Origin of the sequence: Acinetobacter sp. YH16038 (assembly GCF_013417275.1) — a bacterium.
Classification (GTDB): Bacteria; Pseudomonadota; Gammaproteobacteria; order Pseudomonadales; family Moraxellaceae; genus Acinetobacter.
Window position 1 is genome coordinate 1 of the sequence record NZ_VPEG01000028.1, and the last position, 17,624, is coordinate 17,624.

Below are 17,624 nucleotides of genomic sequence, written 5' to 3' on the forward strand. Positions count from 1 at the left end.
GAGAATTGAGACATCAATATGGCAATAAACTGATCCCACCGGGAAGCCGCTCTAAATTTCTGTCCAACATGGTGCACTTTAGCAAGTTGTTCAAAATCCTGTCGCACAACAGGTTTAATTAGCTCATGAAATACGGTATTCTGATGTGACAAAACCTGAATCCTGGTCGTTAAAGTGTTTGTTTGCACTCATATTTTAACTGTTAGGACTCAGGTTTTTTTATTTAAAGCAAACTATGGGACAGCAGTGCGCTATATGCGCCTTTTTTATTTAAAACAGTTATTTTTTGTCGTTCCCGCCGAACAGTGGACCCATGCCACCGCCGCCACCAAACTGTTTTTGCAGACCGCTCAGTGATTTCATCATTTTTGCCATACCCGACGGATTGGCAAATTTCTTCATCATCTTCGCCATCTGCGCATGCTGTTTGATCAGCTTGTTGACTTCTGATACTTCCATACCACAACCTGCTGCAATACGCTTTTTACGGCTTGGATTCATCAGGTCAGGGTTACGACGTTCCTTGATGGTCATCGACTGGATAATCGCTTCCATTTTCTTCACTTGCTTTTCAGGATTCGCCTGCGCAATCGCATCTTGAATACCAGAATTGCTCATGCCTGGAAGTTTGTCCAGGAAGCCCATCATGCCGCCCATCTTGTTCATCTGCTCGAATTGCATCAGCATATCTTCAAAGTTGAAGCTACCGCCTTTCTGCAATTTCTTCGCCATTTTCTCGGCTTTTTCTTTGTCGATTTTGCGTTCAACTTCTTCGACCAAAGAAAGCACGTCACCCATGCCCAGAATACGCTGTGCCACACGTTCCGGATGGAATGGCTCAAGCGCATCCAGTTTTTCGCCCATACCGAGGAACTTGATTGGCTTGCCAGTAATCGCACGAACAGACAGTGCTGCACCACCGCGCGCATCACCATCAGTTTTAGTCAGGATCACACCTGTCAAAGGAAGCGCATCGTTAAATGCTTTGGCCGTATTTGCCGCATCCTGACCGGTCATGGCATCGACCACGAACAGGGTTTCAGTCGGATTAATCGCTGCATGCAGCTCTTTAATCTCTTCCATCATATCGTCATCGATATGCAGACGACCTGCTGTATCGACAATCAGTACATCGGCAAACTGGATTTTTGCCTGTTCAATTGCACGATTAACGATACTGATTGGTTTTTCAGTAGCACTCGATTCAAGGAAAATCGCGCCAACTTCACCAGCCACTGTCTGTAACTGCTTGATCGCAGCCGGACGATAAACGTCGGCAGACACCATAGCTACTTTTTTCTTTTGACGCTCTTGCAGGAAGCGCGCAAGTTTGGCTGCAGTCGTGGTTTTACCCGCACCCTGCAAACCGGCAAGCAGTACCACCACCGGTGGTTTTGCTGCAAGGTCAAGGCTTTCATTAGCCTCGCCCATCATTTTGGTCAATTCGTCATAGACGATTTTGACGAAGGCTTGCCCTGGTGATAACTGAGTCATCACTTCCTGGCCTAATGCTTCTTCCTTAACTTTCGCGATAAATTCACGAGTTACAGGTAACGCAACGTCGGCTTCAAGAAGTGCCATACGTACTTCACGTAACGTATCTTTAATATTGTCTTCGGTTAGCTGCCCTGAGCCAGTAACATTTCTTAAACTCTGCGTGAGTCGTTCTGTTAAGGTATCAAACATTGCAAAATCCGCTTAAAATAGCCAGTAGCAAAAAATTGTTTCTTAAAATAGAAAATTTATGCATAGAATGCTATAGGATACTGTAGTTCGCACTGAATTTATATAAATGAATATTCATCACCCTTAAAAAGGTTTGACATGCTTAGCCTACCCTTGGTCTACACGATCTTAGCATTAATCGCTTATACCTCCTCTTTTTGGTATCTGTTCATTCATTTAATGACTAAACGTACTCCAAATCAATGGTTTGTCGGCTTAACAGCTTTAGTTGGACTGGTACTGCATGCTTTGGTTTTATCAGGTGACATGTATACCCCGATGGGGATGAATTATGATGTATTTGCCTTACTTTCCTTTACTTCAGGGCTAATGCTGCTGCTAAGCATCATTTACAGTACCTATCGGCCGATTATTGCGCTAAACCTGATTGGTATTCCCGTCGCTGCGACCGGCCTGATTCTCGGTTTCAGTTTCACCCAGCCAGCGAAAGTTATTGCACAAAATTCCCTAGGTCTGGATATTCATATTATCTTGTCCCTATCTGCATACGCTGTGTTATTGATGGCGACGATTCAGGCCGTCATTTTGCGGTTTCAGGATCGTGAACTGAAGAAAAAACAGAAACGTCGGGTTTGGGTCAATCTGTTGCCCTCCTATCAGGATATGGAATCTTTATTGTTCGATATGCTGATGACTGGTTTCATTCTATTGACACTGGCATTGGGTTTTGGCTTCTTTACCATTGATAATTTCTTTGCCCAGCATCTGGCCCATAAGACCGCCTTTAGTATTGTGTCCTGGCTGGTTTATGGTGCATTATTGATTGGCCACTGGAAATTTGGCTGGCGTGGTCAGAAAGCAGTTCGTTTTACCCTGCTTGGGTTTGGCCTGCTGGCGCTCGGTTTTATCGGCTCCAAATTTGTGCTGGAAATGCTGTTAAACAAATAAATTGATTTACCTCTACTTTATATTTTTAAAGCCCAGTTAAGACTGGGCTTTTTATTTAATTATCCTTTTCTTGATCTGGATTTATCCTTCCCACTCGTAGCGATAGCGGCCAACTCACCACCCGGGGCAATTCTGGATCTTCCCATTCTGGCAATAAGGCATCTGCCAGTACATTCAGCGGATTATGTCCGAGTGCCTGGGTGGCTGCTTTTACGGCTGACCAAGTACTCATATAGCCTATCAGTTGGTAAAAGTTCCACTCGACTTGTAATACCGGCGGCTGTACAGAAATTTCCTGAAATGGAAATGGCAGATTTTTGTATCCTTCATCGACATGGCGACGTTCAGGTGCCCAATAGGGTGCGATCGTCACTTCATAAAAATGTCTGAAATAATGATTCAGATGTTCTTCATCAATGCTGAATACCCCATAACTAATAAGAGCCAGAATGGCATTGGATTTTGCAATACGGCGAACTTCCGCATAGAACTTGTCCAGATCCAGCCAATGGGCAGCTTGTGCGACTGAAATCAGATCTACACTCTGGTCAACACATGGGATTTCTTCGGCTAAGGCCTGATGATATTGAATTTTCGGATGAGGTTTGGCCTGTGCGATTTGTTCGCTACTCGCATCAATGGCAATGATCTGATCAAAATAATGCGCCAAAACCTCTGAAAACTGTCCTGAGCCACAGCCGACGTCTAAAGCCAATTTGGTACTCGTTGATAGCTTTGCCAGCATCTTCCCCAAAGTGTCCGGATAATGCGGGCGAAACAAGGCATAATCTTGGGACTGCTGGGAGAAATGGTCTTTAAATTCCCGCCTTTCCATCTGCACTTTCCTGACCTGTTTTCTAACAGCTTAACTCGATCCGGAAAGGCGACAATAGGAATTTGGTTTCATTTCCAATAATTTTTAAAACTAAAAAATTAGCGTATTTTAATTATCTAAATTTTTTAAAAATCAGCGAGTTTAACTATTTTGCTTGATTTGATAATCCGCTTTAAAGTTCTGATAACTACGTCGCTCTGCGGAATTTTCGGTTAAAGCTTTTACTTCCTGCATGGTATTCAAACAACGTGCAGTGAGCTGGATATATTGCTCGGTGCCATGGCTTTTCCAGACAATTTCTTTTTCTTCTAAAGGACGGATGACTTTTGCCGGACTGCCAAGTACCAAATTATTCGCTGGCACTTTGAATTTGGCCTTAACTGTACTGTTGGCCCCAACAATGACATTCTCCCCGATCTCGGCCTCATCCAGAATTACGCTGTTCATACCGATCAGGGCATTTTTTCGTACCACGCAGCCATGCAGAATGGCACCATGACCGACATGGCCATATTCTTCAACCAAGGTCACACTGTCCGGAAATCCATGAATGGTACAGGAATCTTGGACATTGGCATTTTTCTGGATATGAATCCGGCCAAAATCGGCCCGCAGCGAAGCGAACGGACCAATATAAACTCCGGCTTCAATGATCACATCACCGATCAGCACAGCCGTAGGATGGACATAAGCTTCAGGGCTGACGACAGGAATCACCCCATCAATCGCATAACATGGCATAGACTCCTCCTTGAGCTATTACATTCATGATTTTTTAAAATATTAAAAAGTCAATTCCGGCTGCTTTAAGCCACCAAAACGTTTATAAAATTGTGGATGTGCCGGTGGCATAAGGCCTTCCGCTGTCCGGGCAGTCTCCAGGAAAAACTCATCTCCTGCTGCAAATACTGCCTGATATAGATTGGTACTTAAGTTACGTGCAATCAGTGACAACCAGTCTGTTGGTAACAGTTCAAATGGCAGATTCGGGTCTTTCAGTAAAATACGGCGATATTGATGGATCAGCAGGATACGGATCTGAAAGGCTTGTACCGGATCTAGTTCCTCTTCATTTTCCACCAGATAGAAAAACTCGCGGAAATCGCTAATAAATTTTTCATAACGCTGATGCAGTTCCGGGATTGGCCAATTGGTTTCGACCATGCGTTTAATGGTTGGATAAGATTCCTGCCAAAGCTGTAAAGTTTCAGCACGAAACACTACGACTTGATCAGTCATCTTGTTATTCAGTAAGAGGTTTTGCAGTTTCTGCTGATCACACCCCGGATAGGCCATGACATTGGTCGCGATATTGGCAAAGCCTAACCATTCCAGTTCTTTTTTTAGCGTCTGTTTATTTTCCAGTTCAACTGAACTGAGCAGAACCAGGTCCCATTTCTGATCCCATTCATTATGCTGGAAGCTGTAAATCTTTTGGTCTGCGGTAATAAAACGCTGACGGCTGCTTTCGGTAATACGGTAATAACTGGTGCGGCCAATTTTTTCAGAACTCAGCCAGCCATTTTGTACCAGACGGAATACGGCGGTACGCACAGAACGCTCATTGAAGCCGAATACATCCATCAGTTGAATCAGGCTGGCAAGACTAATGACTCCCCCGCGGTGATAAATACTGTCACCAAAAATCGTCATTACCAATGAGGTTCCACTAAGGGTCTCATTCTGAATGAAATCATCAATTACTTGTTTTAATTTCGGATTCATTACGTTCAATTTACCTTGTTAAAGCCGGATGACAGACCTGAGCCTGTCATCCAGACGTATTTAAGCGGACTTTCGGATATCAAACACCCGCTGAGCCTTACCTTCAGAGCGTGGCAAGCTACCTTCCGGTAAAACTTCCACACTGACACTAATCCCGACCATGGTCTTGATTTGTACTTTCAGCTGATTTGCCAATTGGTGTGTCATATTTATAGCATTATCTTTACGCATTTCGGTACGAATATGCAATGTATCCAGATGGCCCTGTTTACAAATCTGAATCTGATAATTCGGAATAAGCTGCGGAATATGCAGGATTTGCTCTTCAATTTGTGATGGGAACACATTCACGCCACGAATAATCATCATGTCATCACTGCGACCGACAATCTTGTCCATACGACGCATAGTACGTGCTGTACCTGGCAATAAGCGTGTCAGATCACGGGTACGGTAACGAATCACCGGCATACCTTCTTTGGTGATGGTGGTAAATACCAGCTCACCCAGTTCACCATCAGGTAATACTTCACCCGTTTCCGGATGGATAATTTCAGGATAGAAGTGATCTTCCCAGATGGTAGGTCCATCTTTGGATTCCAGACATTCCATCGCCACACCCGGTCCCATGACTTCGGACAGGCCGTAAATATCCAGCGCATCAATGCCTAGACGTTCTTCAATTTCACGGCGCATTTCATTGGTCCATGGCTCTGCACCAAAGATACCTGTCTTGATTGAACAGTCCTTGGCAGTTCCGAATTTTTTCTCCAGACATTCAATAATGTTCAGACAGTATGATGGAGTGACCATTAAAGCTGTTGGCTTGAAATCATGAATCAGCTGGGCCTGCTTGTCGGTCTGGCCACCTGACATTGGAATTACGGTGGCACCCAGACGTTCTACGCCATAATGTGCACCTAGGCCACCAGTAAACAAGCCGTAACCATAAGATACCTGAATCGTATCTTTACTACTGAGTCCGGCTGCACGCAACGAGCGTGCCACAACATCTGACCAGGTATTAATGTCATTCTGGGTATAACCGACTACAGTCGGCTGACCTGTGGTTCCTGAAGAAGCATGTACACGGACAATCTGCTCCTGAGGCACAGCGAACATACCAAATGGATAGTTTTCGCGCAGATCCTGCTTGGTGGTGAACGGGAATTTTGCCAGATCATCCAGTGATTTTAGATCATCCGGATGGACACCGGCTTCATCAAATTTTTTCTTGTAAACCGTACTGTTCTGATAGGCATGCTGCAGCGTTTTTTTCATACGTTCCAATTGCAGGCTACGTAATTCATCTACTGAAGCGGTTTCAATCTGTTCCATTGCATTGTTATTCATATTCTTGCTCCTGCTGCAGTCATCCTGACTGCTGATGATTTCTCTTTTGATTCAGTCCTTAAGCCACATTTTCCAGAATCAGTGCGACACCCTGTCCAACACCGACACACATGGTACAAAGGGCATATTTTCCTTGCTTGCGCTGTAATTCTTTCATGGCAGTAATCACCAGTCGTGTACCGCTCATTCCGAGTGGATGGCCAAGGGCAATAGCACCCCCGTTTGGATTGACTCGTGGATCATCATCCTGAAGGCCTAGCTCACGTAGCACTGCAAGTGCCTGTGCGGCAAAGGCTTCATTCAGTTCGATCACATCCATCTGTTCCAGACTTAAGTTTGTCTGTTTTAATACTTTCTGTATCGCTGGTACTGGTCCAATCCCCATATAGCGTGGCTCTACACCTGCACTGGCAATTCCTACCACCCGTACTAGCGGTTTCAGTCCATATTGTTCTGCGAAATATCTATTACCCAGTAGCACACAGGCTGCACCGTCATTGACACCAGACGCATTACCCGCAGTTACCGAACCACCTTCCTTGCGAAATGGTGCTTTTAGAGAAGATAACTTTTCTAAAGTAGTATCGGCACGTGGATGTTCATCTTCAGCAATCACCCGAGTAGAACCCTTAGCGCCCTTGATTTCCACTGGCAGGATTTCTGCCTGAAAAATACCATTCTGCTGTGCCTGTGCAGTTTTTTGCTGACTGTGATAAGCAAACAGATCCTGATCTTCACGATTAATCTGATATTTTTCAGCCACATTTTCTGCTGTTTCCGGCATGCTATCTACGCCGAAACCTACCTTAAATTTTGGATTGATAAATCGCCAGCCAATGGTGGTGTCATAAATTTCAGGAGTACGGCTAAATGCTGTGATGGGCTTGGATTGTACAAATGGTGCACGGCTCATGGATTCTACCCCACCGGCGACTACAAATTGCGCTTCACCCGATTTAATTGCACGTGCTGCCAGAGCGACAGCATCCAGACCGGAAGCACAGAGACGGTTTACAGTAATGGCAGGTACACTTTCCGGCAGGCCCGCTAAAAGTGCTGCCATACGCGCGACATTACGATTATCTTCACCGGCCTGATTGGCACAGCCTAAAATCACTTCATCAACTTCTGCCCATGGCAGGTTGGGATGCTGCTGTTTTAAATACTGGATCGGCAAAGCAGCAAGGTCATCAGTACGAATACTGCTCAAACCACCTGCGTAACGACCAATTGGGGTACGAATACCGTCAAAAATATAAACATGTTCCATCGTTCTTGTTCCTTAGCTCGCCACACGTAACTGTGTTGGCGATACTTGTTGCGCCTGTCCTAGCGCTGTCTGCTTAGTTCAATATATACCAGGTTGTATCACTCTTCACCAAAAATACGATACATATTTTTTAATATTTGTAAATTTGTGTCATATTAAATTCTATTTACTCATTCAAAATATTTACCTGAATAAATAAAATAAATAATAATTTAAAAATCAACAGCTTGAGTAGAAAAATAGTGCATAAATCTATATTTTCAGATTTCATTTACTATCAGGGTACTACTACATATAACATAGGACCTAACTAACCATCAGACCAAATAGGTATCATATTCATACCTGTCAGGAATAATTCAACTCGACCAAGTGGCTAAGCGACAACTGAAAGGAAAAAATCGCACAACTTTGAGCCGAGTCAAATCCTTCTCCGGCAGATTTAGCAGCCCTTATATTGTGGTGTGCGTTTTTGCATAAAGGCCTGAACGCCCTCACGATAATCATTAGAACGGCCCGCCAGACGTTGCAGATCGCGCTCCAGAATCAGTTGCTCATCCAGATTATTGTCTGCAGCGGCATGAATCGCTTTCTTGATCAGGGATAGACCATAAGTCGGCTGAGTCGCCAGATGTTCAGCCATTTTTTCAGTTTCTGCCTTTAACTGATCATCTTCAACTACCTGCCAGATCATGCCGAGTTGCAGCGCACGTTCAGCCGAGATTTTGTCACCCAGCATCGCCAGACCCATCGCTTGAGCACGGCCAACCAGGCGTGGTAGGAACCAGGTACCCCCTGAATCTGGCACCAGACCGAGACGGCAAAAAGCCTGAATAAATGAAGCAGATTTCGCTGCTACCACGATGTCACAAGCCAGAGCAATATTGGCACCTGCACCCGCTGCTACACCATTTACGGCACAGATCACCGGTTTTGGCATTTCAGTAATCAGTTTAATCAGCGGGTTGTAGTATTTTTCAATGGATAAACCTAAATCTGGAGCATCAGCGTTTGGATCTACTACACGGTCGTTCAGGTCCTGACCAGCGCAGAAACCACGACCTTCTGCAGAAATCACCACTGCGCGAATTGCTGAATCTTGCGCCCAGCGTTTTACGACAGAAGATACTTCCTGATGCATGGTTTCATTAAAACTGTTGAGCTGTTTAGGACGATTAAAAGTCAGGTAGCCCACTGCATTTTTTTCTTCAACATTAATTGTTTGGTAATCCATTACGCACCTTTAAATTCTGGTTTTCTTTTTTCCAGGAAAGCATTGATGCCTTCCTGACGATCCTGGGTAGCGGCCAGCCAGACGAAATGCTGACGTTCCAGTTTAAGGCCCTGACTCAGGGTCACTTCATGTATTGATTTCAGGGACTGTTTAATTACACGGATGGCCAGCGGTGCCTGTTTTGCAATTTTTGCTGCCAGTTCTACCGCATATTGCACGGTCAAATCTGCCGGACAAACCTGGCTGGTGATGCCATGCTGTAAAGCGGTCTGTGAAGAAATCACTTCACCGGTCATAGCCCAACGCATACATAGTTGCTGTCCTACCAGACGTGCCAGACGTTGGGTTCCACCTGCACCGGGCAACATACCGAGGCTAATCTCTGGCAGGGCAAACTGGGCATTATCACCCGTCATTACGATGTCACCATGTAGTGCCAGTTCAAAGCCGGCACCAAAAGCATAGCCATTTACTGCCATGATCAATGGCTTGGAAAATTCATCAATGCGTTTCCATAACAATGGACGCTGATCCTGCTGAATGCTGACCACATCCAGTTGTGCTAACTCATTTAAATCCGCACCGGCTGCAATACACTGGGTATTACCAGTAATCACTACCGTCTTGACTTCGGTATCTGTATCCAGAATTTGCAGTGTGTCAGCAATGGCTTTCAAAGTGGCATTGTTCAGGGCATTGCGCTTTTCTGGGCGGTTCAGCTCGATCAATACCACACCAGCTTTGGGTGAACTGGTTTTAATCAATTCCATAGTGATTTTCCTGTGATGGACCTGATTTCCGGCTTATTCATCAAAACTCAGACGCACATTGGCTGAGGTTGGACGTGCCTGACAGCTCAGCACATAACCTTTCTGGATTTCTTCTTCTTCCAGGCTATAGTTGATCGCCATTTCCACTTCACCCTGCAGCACCTTACATTTACAGGTTGCACATACCCCGCCCTTGCAGGCATATGGCAGATCTGCACCAGCACGTAAAGCCGCATCCAGAATACTGTCATCCTGTTTGGACACTTCAATGATCAGCTCACGACCATCCAGAATGATGTTGACCTTTTCCTCGGTACGGCTTTCGATCTGCTGCGCAGAGGCTTTTGGTGCAGTCCCGGTATTAAAGCGTTCGGTGTGAATTTTGCTGCGTTCAATCCCGAGAGTTGGCAATACAGTTTCGACCGCATTCATCATTTCTTCAGGACCACAAGCAAAGCAGTGATCAGTTTCTGCTGGAATCAGGCCCGCCTGGAACAACTGCTGCAATTTTTCTGCATCAATACGACCATTGAAAATCTCGCTGTCATTCAGTTCACGCGAGAAAATATTGATCAGTTGCAAACGTTCCTTAAAACGGTCTTTCAGATCCATGATCTGTTCAGAGAACATGGTCTGTTTCCAGGAACGGTTGCCATAAACTAAGGTAAAAGTAGCATCTTTCTGACGGTTCAAAACTGCTTTGACAATAGAGAGGATTGGCGTAATACCACTACCTGCAGCAAAGCCCAGATAATGTTTGCCACCAACCTTGGCCGCTTTCTGAAAAAACACACCTTGTGGTGGCATCACTTCCAGTACATCGCCGACTTTCAGATTTTCATTGGCCCAGGTCGAGAACTGGCCCTGATCAATTTTCTTGATCGCAATACTCATGTCTTCATCACTATCGCTACAGATCGAATAGCAACGGCGCAATTCTTCCTGTTCTGTCATATGACGGATGGTCAGGTGTTGGCCCGGCTGATACTGAAAATTTTCGGCATGTTCCGGACTCAGTTCAAAAGCAATGCAAATTGCCTGTTCAGTCTGAGACTGAATCGATTTAATGGTTAACGGAATAAACTGGCTCATTTCAAAATCCTTCTTAAGCTGTGGCAATCTCACGCTTTATTGTTATGGCTTGTGCGCTTAAGCCCTTAAATACATTTAAAATAGTCAAACGGCTCCAAGCATTCCTGACATTTGTACAGCGCCTTGCAAGCGGTTGAACTGAATTCACTGAGTAGTCGAGTGTGATGGCTCTGACAATGTGGACACTGGATACCATCACTGAGTGCGACATGGGTACCGCAGCTGTTTGAACCACCTTTGGGTGGGGCAATACCATATTGCTGCAGTTTCTGTTTGCCTTCTTCACTCATCCAGTCAGTGGTCCATGCTTCTGACAGATCGACCACGACTTTGACCGGCGTCAGCTCATGTGCTGCAAATGCCTGGATGATTTCCGCCTTGAGCAGATCGGTTGCCGGACAGCCACTATAAGTGGGGGTCAATCGAACCACGATTTCATCCTGTGGGTTGATCTCCACTCCACGAATCATGCCCAGGTCAAGGACTGACAGGACTGGAATTTCCGGATCGGAAACCTGTGCCAGGACCTCCCAGCATTGATCTTCTACATGTCTAATCAAGTTCATGCCACTCACTCCCTGTGATGTGCTGGATTTACCAGTCCATGCCTGGATAGCTGCGCTGCATATATTGCAGTTCCGCCAGTACATAACCCAGATGTTCGGTATGTAGTCCCTGCTTGGCGCCACTACGGTAAGCACCACTTTCTGGCAAGCTCAGTTCAAAACGTTGCAACTCAGCAGATATAGTTTCCAACCATTTCGGTTTCAGCAGTTCCAGATCCGGAATCAGGTGAGCATCAACCAGCTGACGTTCATCTGCAGTCAGGCTGAACAGCTCTTCAGTAAAGCGCCATAGCTGGTTCAGACCATTCTGGATCTTTTCATGTGCTTCTGCAGTACCTAAGCTCAGACGTTCCATCCATGAGGTTGAAAAACGCAAATGGTATTTCACCTCTTTCAGCGACTTGATGGCGAATGAAGAAATGTCTTCATTCCTGCTATTGCTCAGGGCTGCAAACAGCAAAGCATGGTAATGATCCATCAACCATTGACGCACAATGGTTTGACCAAAGTCATTATTTGGCTGTTCGCACAGCAATAGGTTGCGGTATTCACGCTCGGTACGGAAATAGGCCAGTTTGTCTTCATCACGGCCCAGTCCTTCAATTTCACCGGCAAGACTCAGCGCGGTACGTGCCTGACCTAACAGGTCCAAACCAATATTTGCCAATGCAATATCCAGCTCTAGCTCCGGTGCGTGACCGCACCACTCTGCCAGACGGTGTGAAAGGATGAGTTGGCTATCGCCAACATGCAGTAAAAATTGTGCCAATACCTGATTCGTCATTGCTCTTTCCTCCACCTTACATGTGTTCGATGCCATCTGGAATGTGATAGAAGGTCGGATGACGGTAGACCTTGTTCAATGAAGGATCAAAAAACTCTGATTTTTCATCTGGTTGAGATGAGGTAATCAGTTCAGATTTCACGACCCAGATGCTTATCCCTTCATTGCGGCGGGTATAGACGTCACGGGCATTTTGCAGGGCAATTTCATCATCAGGAGCACGCAGGCTGCCGACATGACGGTGGCTCAGACCCTGTTTGCTGCGAATAAATACTTCGTATAAAGACCAGTTATTCTTGTTCATTTGCATATCCTTGTGCTATTCCGTTGCCTTAGGCGATTTTTCGTTGATCTGACTGCTGCTGTTGCTTGCTGGCATAAACTGCTGCTGATTCACGTACCCATTTGCCCTCTTCCCAAGCCTTGCGGCGTGCTTCGATACGTTCGTGGTTGCATGGACCTTTGCCTGCCAGTACATCGAAAAACTCATCCCAGTTCACTTCGCCAAATTCATAGTGGCCTGTTTCTTCATTAAACTTCAGGTCTGGATCCGGTACAGTCAGGCCAAGCTGCAATACTTGCGGCACAGTGTTATCGACAAATTTCTGACGCAATGCATCATTACTGAATAATTTGATTTTCCACTGCATGCTTTGCGCACTGTTTGGAGAATTGTCATCACTTGGACCAAACATCATTAATGCCGGCCACCAGAAACGATTCACTGCATCCTGTGCCATTTGTTTCTGTTCTGGCGTGCCTTGTGCCAGTTGCATCATGGCCTCAAAGCCCTGACGCTGGTGGAAACTTTCTTCTTTACAGATACGCACCATGGCACGTGCATAAGGACCATAAGAGGTACGGCATAACGCCACCTGATTGACGATTGCAGCACCATCTACCAGCCAGCCAATCGCCGCTACATCTGCCCAGGTCAGAGTTGGATAGTTAAAAATGGATGAGTATTTCATGCGGCCAGCAATCAGCTTTTCCATCATGTCATCACGGTCTGCACCAAGCGTTTCTGCTGCACTGTACAGGTACAGGCCATGTCCTGCTTCATCTTGTACTTTAGCCAGCAATACCGCTTTGCGTTTCAAAGTCGGTGCACGGGTAATCCAGTTGCCTTCTGGCAGCATGCCAATTACTTCTGAATGTCCATGCTGGCCAATCTGGCGGATCAGGGTCTTTCTATAGGCATCCGGCATCCAGTCCTTCGCTTCAATAGAAATGTCCTGCTCTATCTTCTGATCGAATGTTTGTTGTTGCTTATTCATGTTTGTCTCACTTATCCCAAGTGCTGATACACTCAAATTAAAACGATACAAATATAAAATCAATACTATTTTTTAAGTATCATATATTTTTCAAAAGCATTTTTTATTAAGTTATTGTATTTATTGTTTTTAATTTTTTAATTACATCAAAGTTACTTTTTTGTTTGCGGATTATGATTGACATTTAAGCTTTTTGATTGCAATTTATGAAACATCAAAAGTAAAAATAAACTCAATAACGTATCATAAATGGAGTTATACAATGTTGGAACTGGACAGCACAACCCAGAGTACGGATCTTCAGGACGACACACAGGCGCATTACGCAGCTAAAGTTAAAGTATTGAGTTCACTGGTTTTAGGTGGTGAACATAGCGCACAAAATGACTTGCGTACGGTCTATCACGCCATTAGCGGTGAAGCGATTTATCAAGTCAGTAGCCACGGCATCGACATGTATAACGTAGTGCAATATGCCAAACAGAAAGGTGCTGCCATTGCCCACTGGACCTTCCACCAGCGTGCCAACGCCCTGAAACAGGTTGCACAATATTTACTGGAACGTAAGGAAGATTATTACCGCCTGGCAGCCGCAACCGGCTGTACCCGTAAAGATGCCTGGATTGATATTGAAGGCGGGATCGGCACCCTGTTCGCCTATTCAAGTCTGGTTCGCCGTGAACTCAGCGATGAAACGGCACTGGTTGAAGATGCCTGGATTCCACTATCCAAACAGGGTAGCTTTGGTGCCAAACATATCCTGAGCCCAAAAGCTGGTGTAGCAGTGCATATTAATGCCTTTAACTTCCCGATCTGGGGCATGCTGGAAAAAATTGCACCGACTTTACTAGCCGGCGTGCCGTGTATTGTGAAGCCGGCAACAGAAGGCGCAGAACTGACACATGCAGTCGTTAAAGACATTTTAGCCAGCAATTTACTGCCAGAAGGCACCCTTCAGCTGATCTGCGGGCAGACTTATGACCTGTTTGATCACCTGAATGCACAGGATACGGTAACCTTCACAGGTTCGGCTGCTACCGGCCAGAAACTGCGTGCGCATCCACACCTGAATGCCCACTCCATTCCATTCAGCATGGAAGCCGACTCGGTGAACAGCGCCATCCTGACCCAGCAAGCCAATGATGAAACCATTGACCTGTTTGTGCGTGAAGTCTTCCGTGAAATGACAACCAAGGCCGGCCAAAAATGTACTGCAATTCGTCGTGCCTTTGTGCCAGCAGCATTGCTCGATACCGTACAGCAACGCCTGACTGAAAAATTACAGAAAGTGGTCATTGGTGATCCTGCACAGGACGGCGTAACCATGGGTGCTCTGGCCAGCGTTAAACAGAAGCATGATGTTGCTGCCAAGGTAGAACAGTTGGCACAGGAAGCTGAAATCATCATGGGTAGCCACCTGCGCCAGGATTTTAGCATTCAGGTCGCACATCCAGAAAAATCTGCTTTCTATCCACCAACAGTGCTGTTATGTAAAGATCCGGTACAGGCCCAACAGATTCACAATATCGAAGCCTTTGGCCCAGTGGTTACATTGATGCCCTATAGTGACCTGCCACAACTGGCAACATTAGTAGCTCGTGGTGAAGGCAGTCTGGTTGCTTCAATTGTGCGTAACCATGATGAAAATATTGAACAGCTACTCAGTAAGATTGCCCCTTGGCATGGTCGTGTGCATATTCTGGACCGTGAGAGCGCTAAGGAAAGTACCGGTCATGGTTCACCACTGCCATTGTTAGTGCATGGTGGTCCGGGGCGTGCTGGCGGTGGTGAGGAACTCGGTGGCCTGCGTGCAGTGAAACACTATATGCAGCGTACTGCTATTCAAGGCTCACCAAATGCGCTGACTCAGGTCGGTCATAGCTGGACCGCAGGTGCTGAGGTATTTGAAGACCGCGTACACCCATTCAAGAAATCTTTTGATGAATTGCGTATCGGTGAACGCTTGTTGACTGCACGCCGCACCATTACTGAAGCTGATATTGTCAACTTTGGTGGTTTAAGTGGTGATTACTTCTATGCACATATGGACAAGATTGCGGCTGCAGAATCCTTGTTCGGTGAACGTGTCGCACATGGTTACTTCATTGTTTCTGCCGCTGCTGGCCTGTTTGTTGATGCTGCTCCGGGTCCTGTTATTGCCAACTATGGCATGGACAACCTGCGCTTCGTAGAACCAGTGAAAATTGATGATACCATTCAGGTAGAACTGACCTGCAAGCAGAAAACACCAAAACCACTGCGTGATGAGCAAAAACCGCATGGTGTCGTGGTTTGGGACATCAAAGTGAAAAACCAGCGTAATGAACTAGTCGCGACTTATGACATCCTGACTCTAGTGGAAAAAACCGCTTAACCACCATTTTCAGATACTTAAAGCAAGAAGGGAATCAATTTGATTCCCTTTTTTATTCTTTTAAAAATAATTGTATCTTTTTAATCTAGACATATTGACGGCTGTGCAAATTACTCCTAGATTAGATTAACTGATACATATTAAAAATAAAAATAATTAAATTTGTATCAAATAAGTTAATCACTATAACTTGCACAGGATGTTGCATGATGAATGAAAAAACATTGGTCATAGACAAGGTTGACAATGACGTCCAACCACTCGATTCTCATCTAAAAATTACTACGCCTATCCCTGAACAGGTAGCTACAGAAATTCCACCAGCAGCTCCAGAACGTAGCAGCTATCAATGGTATGTGGTGATCATCTGTATGGTGGCTTATATTCTTTCTTTCGTAGACCGTCAGATTTTGTCCCTGATGATTGAGCCAATTAAGGCCGACCTGATGCTCAGTGATACCCAGTTCAGCCTGTTACAAGGGCTGGCTTTTTCCCTGTTTTATGCCTTTATGGGCGTACCGATTGCCGCACTGGCCGACAAGAAATCCCGTGTGAAAATTATTTCAGTCGGGATTGCCTTCTGGAGTCTGGCAACTGCAGCCTGTGGTCTCAGCAAAAACTTTATCCAGATGTTTCTGGCTCGCCTCAGTGTCGGTGCAGGTGAAGCAGCACTTTCCCCTGCCTTTTATTCCATTGTGGCGGATCTATTCCCGAAACATAAACTGGGCCGTGCGCTGGGTGTTTATGCTATTGGTGCTTTTATCGGTTCAGGACTGGCTTTCCTGATCGGCGGTTATGTCATCGGTCTGCTCAAAGATGTGAGCTTTGTCACTTTACCGGTGATCGGTGAAATCAAAACCTGGCAGCTGACCTTTATGATTGTCGGTTTACCGGGTGTATTGTTGGCACTACTCATGATTCTGACCGTACGTGAACCAGAACGTAAAGGCCTCAAAATGGATGCGAATGGTGTCGCAGTGAAAGCATCTTTTAAGAATTCGATAGGTTTTATCAAAACCCATAAAAAGACATTCTTCTGTCATTTTGTTGGCTTCTCTTTCTACACCATGATGCTGTATTCCCTGCTCGGCTGGGCACCGGCCTACTACATGCGTCACTTTGGCCTGGATGCAAGCCAGACCGGATATATCCTTGGAAGTATTATTCTTGTCGCAAATACTTCAGGTGCCTTATTCTGTGGCTGGCTCATCGACTTCTTTTCTAAACGTGGCTATAGCGATGCAGCGATCCGTGCCGGTGCAATTGGCTGTGCTGCCCTGATCATTCCAAGTGTGCTGTTTACTCAGGTCGACAATATGCAGCTTTCATTCGCATTGATCTTTGTCGCGATGTTCTTCTCCACCTTCCCGATTCCAGCATCAGCCGCTGCTACCCAGATGTTGACACCGAACCAGTTGCGCTCTCAGGTATCAGCTAAATTCCTTTTAATTTCCAACCTGATTGCACTCGGTGTGGGTACAACTGCGGTGGCGCTGATTACTGACCGTTATTATGAAAATACCTTAATGGTGGGGAATTCAATTTCTATCGTCAATGCGATAGCCGGCCTGATTGGTGTGTTCCTACTGTATAAAGGGTGTCAGTATTATCGTGAAAGTATGAAAGTCGAAAAACTGATCGATTAAGACAATATTAGGTTTTTAAGATTTAAATCCAAACCTTAAATCAGCCGATTTAAGGTTTTTTTAT

At 45.5% G+C, this 17,624-nt stretch carries 17 protein-coding genes; 3 read left to right on the top strand and 14 right to left on the bottom strand.

The annotated features are described in order from the left end of the window. Window positions 1-152: DUF4372 domain-containing protein (locus FTV34_RS12445; protein WP_141214591.1), on the bottom strand; the 152-nt coding region annotated here is incomplete at its 3' end. Window positions 153-279: 127 nt separating this feature from the next. Beyond that, window positions 280-1,686, bottom strand: a complete 1,407-nt coding sequence (gene ffh / locus FTV34_RS12450) for a signal recognition particle protein (RefSeq protein WP_004783356.1) — start codon at window positions 1,684-1,686, stop codon at window positions 280-282. A 138-nt stretch (window positions 1,687-1,824) separates the two neighbouring features. On the opposite strand from ffh, the gene FTV34_RS12455 reads away from it, so the two are divergent. After that, window positions 1,825-2,634: an inner membrane protein YpjD gene (locus FTV34_RS12455; protein ID WP_004783358.1), complete on the top strand. Its 810-nt coding sequence runs from the start codon at window positions 1,825-1,827 to the stop codon at window positions 2,632-2,634. A 55-nt stretch (window positions 2,635-2,689) separates the two neighbouring features. On the opposite strand, the gene FTV34_RS12460 is transcribed toward FTV34_RS12455, so the two are convergent. The 12 genes from FTV34_RS12460 to paaA all read right to left on the bottom strand — a co-directional run bounded on the left by FTV34_RS12460 (window position 2,690) and on the right by paaA (window position 13,540). Next, window positions 2,690-3,469: a class I SAM-dependent methyltransferase gene (locus tag FTV34_RS12460; RefSeq protein WP_180003052.1), complete on the bottom strand. Its 780-nt coding sequence runs from the start codon at window positions 3,467-3,469 to the stop codon at window positions 2,690-2,692. A gap of 141 nt (window positions 3,470-3,610) precedes the next feature. After that, the gene (locus tag FTV34_RS12465; protein ID WP_180070389.1) at window positions 3,611-4,210 is read right to left on the bottom strand and encodes a gamma carbonic anhydrase family protein; all 600 of its coding nucleotides are present in this window, start codon (window positions 4,208-4,210) and stop codon (window positions 3,611-3,613) included. Window positions 4,211-4,252: 42 nt separating this feature from the next. Beyond that, window positions 4,253-5,194, bottom strand: coding sequence for a phenylacetic acid degradation operon negative regulatory protein PaaX (paaX, locus tag FTV34_RS12470; RefSeq protein WP_159123525.1), 942 nt, complete (start codon window positions 5,192-5,194; stop codon window positions 4,253-4,255). A 60-nt stretch (window positions 5,195-5,254) separates the two neighbouring features. Next, a complete protein-coding gene (gene paaK / locus FTV34_RS12475; protein ID WP_180070391.1) occupies window positions 5,255-6,547 on the bottom strand; it encodes a phenylacetate--CoA ligase PaaK in 1,293 nt (430 codons plus the stop codon). Between the two features lie 58 nt (window positions 6,548-6,605). Beyond that, window positions 6,606-7,817 carry a 3-oxoadipyl-CoA thiolase gene (gene pcaF / locus FTV34_RS12480; RefSeq protein ID WP_180070393.1) on the bottom strand — a complete coding sequence of 404 codons (1,212 nt, stop codon included), beginning with the start codon at window positions 7,815-7,817 and terminating at the stop codon, window positions 6,606-6,608. 442 nt (window positions 7,818-8,259) lie between these two features. Next, window positions 8,260-9,051 (bottom strand): 2-(1,2-epoxy-1,2-dihydrophenyl)acetyl-CoA isomerase PaaG, encoded by a 792-nt coding sequence (gene paaG / locus FTV34_RS12485; protein ID WP_180070395.1) that lies wholly within the window; start codon window positions 9,049-9,051, stop codon window positions 8,260-8,262. Further along, window positions 9,051-9,821, bottom strand: coding sequence for an enoyl-CoA hydratase-related protein (locus tag FTV34_RS12490; protein WP_180070397.1), 771 nt, complete (start codon window positions 9,819-9,821; stop codon window positions 9,051-9,053). The genes paaG and FTV34_RS12490 overlap by 1 nt, the downstream gene beginning before the upstream one ends. A gap of 33 nt (window positions 9,822-9,854) precedes the next feature. After that, complete coding sequence (gene paaE, locus FTV34_RS12495) at window positions 9,855-10,913, bottom strand: 1,2-phenylacetyl-CoA epoxidase subunit PaaE (RefSeq protein ID WP_180070399.1); 1,059 nt, start codon at window positions 10,911-10,913, stop codon at window positions 9,855-9,857. Between the two features lie 65 nt (window positions 10,914-10,978). Continuing rightward, window positions 10,979-11,479, bottom strand: a complete 501-nt coding sequence (gene paaD / locus FTV34_RS12500) for a 1,2-phenylacetyl-CoA epoxidase subunit PaaD (protein ID WP_166136733.1) — start codon at window positions 11,477-11,479, stop codon at window positions 10,979-10,981. A gap of 28 nt (window positions 11,480-11,507) precedes the next feature. Then, window positions 11,508-12,263: a 1,2-phenylacetyl-CoA epoxidase subunit PaaC gene (paaC, locus tag FTV34_RS12505; RefSeq protein ID WP_180070400.1), complete on the bottom strand. Its 756-nt coding sequence runs from the start codon at window positions 12,261-12,263 to the stop codon at window positions 11,508-11,510. Window positions 12,264-12,279: 16 nt separating this feature from the next. After that, window positions 12,280-12,567 carry a 1,2-phenylacetyl-CoA epoxidase subunit PaaB gene (paaB, locus tag FTV34_RS12510; protein ID WP_180031833.1) on the bottom strand — a complete coding sequence of 96 codons (288 nt, stop codon included), beginning with the start codon at window positions 12,565-12,567 and terminating at the stop codon, window positions 12,280-12,282. Window positions 12,568-12,595: 28 nt separating this feature from the next. Next, window positions 12,596-13,540: a 1,2-phenylacetyl-CoA epoxidase subunit PaaA gene (paaA, locus tag FTV34_RS12515; RefSeq protein WP_180047921.1), complete on the bottom strand. Its 945-nt coding sequence runs from the start codon at window positions 13,538-13,540 to the stop codon at window positions 12,596-12,598. 262 nt (window positions 13,541-13,802) lie between these two features. Here paaA and paaZ point away from each other — a divergent pair, with 262 nt between their 5' ends. Both paaZ and FTV34_RS12525 read left to right on the top strand, forming a co-directional pair. Continuing rightward, window positions 13,803-15,914, top strand: a complete 2,112-nt coding sequence (gene paaZ / locus FTV34_RS12520; RefSeq protein ID WP_180070403.1) for a phenylacetic acid degradation bifunctional protein PaaZ — start codon at window positions 13,803-13,805, stop codon at window positions 15,912-15,914. A gap of 206 nt (window positions 15,915-16,120) precedes the next feature. Next, complete coding sequence (locus FTV34_RS12525) at window positions 16,121-17,560, top strand: MFS transporter (protein WP_180070405.1); 1,440 nt, start codon at window positions 16,121-16,123, stop codon at window positions 17,558-17,560. The last annotated feature ends 64 nt before the right edge of the window (window positions 17,561-17,624 follow it).

Excerpts from the sequence above, each read along its gene's own strand:
- ffh (WP_004783356.1), bottom strand. The coding sequence starts at position 1,686 with ATGTTTGATACCTTAACAGAACGACTCACGCAGAGTTTAAGAAATGTT.
- FTV34_RS12455 (WP_004783358.1), top strand. The coding sequence starts at position 1,825 with ATGCTTAGCCTACCCTTGGTCTACACGATCTTAGCATTAATCGCTTAT.
- FTV34_RS12460 (WP_180003052.1), bottom strand. The coding sequence starts at position 3,469 with ATGGAAAGGCGGGAATTTAAAGACCATTTCTCCCAGCAGTCCCAAGAT.
- FTV34_RS12465 (WP_180070389.1), bottom strand. The coding sequence starts at position 4,210 with ATGCCATGTTATGCGATTGATGGGGTGATTCCTGTCGTCAGCCCTGAA.
- paaX (WP_159123525.1), bottom strand. The coding sequence starts at position 5,194 with ATGAATCCGAAATTAAAACAAGTAATTGATGATTTCATTCAGAATGAG.
- paaK (WP_180070391.1), bottom strand. The coding sequence starts at position 6,547 with ATGAATAACAATGCAATGGAACAGATTGAAACCGCTTCAGTAGATGAA.
- pcaF (WP_180070393.1), bottom strand. The coding sequence starts at position 7,817 with ATGGAACATGTTTATATTTTTGACGGTATTCGTACCCCAATTGGTCGT.
- paaG (WP_180070395.1), bottom strand. The coding sequence starts at position 9,051 with ATGGATTACCAAACAATTAATGTTGAAGAAAAAAATGCAGTGGGCTAC.
- FTV34_RS12490 (WP_180070397.1), bottom strand. The coding sequence starts at position 9,821 with ATGGAATTGATTAAAACCAGTTCACCCAAAGCTGGTGTGGTATTGATC.
- paaE (WP_180070399.1), bottom strand. The coding sequence starts at position 10,913 with ATGAGCCAGTTTATTCCGTTAACCATTAAATCGATTCAGTCTCAGACT.
- paaD (WP_166136733.1), bottom strand. The coding sequence starts at position 11,479 with ATGAACTTGATTAGACATGTAGAAGATCAATGCTGGGAGGTCCTGGCA.
- paaC (WP_180070400.1), bottom strand. The coding sequence starts at position 12,263 with ATGACGAATCAGGTATTGGCACAATTTTTACTGCATGTTGGCGATAGC.
- paaB (WP_180031833.1), bottom strand. The coding sequence starts at position 12,567 with ATGAACAAGAATAACTGGTCTTTATACGAAGTATTTATTCGCAGCAAA.
- paaA (WP_180047921.1), bottom strand. The coding sequence starts at position 13,540 with ATGAATAAGCAACAACAAACATTCGATCAGAAGATAGAGCAGGACATT.
- paaZ (WP_180070403.1), top strand. The coding sequence starts at position 13,803 with ATGTTGGAACTGGACAGCACAACCCAGAGTACGGATCTTCAGGACGAC.
- FTV34_RS12525 (WP_180070405.1), top strand. The coding sequence starts at position 16,121 with ATGATGAATGAAAAAACATTGGTCATAGACAAGGTTGACAATGACGTC.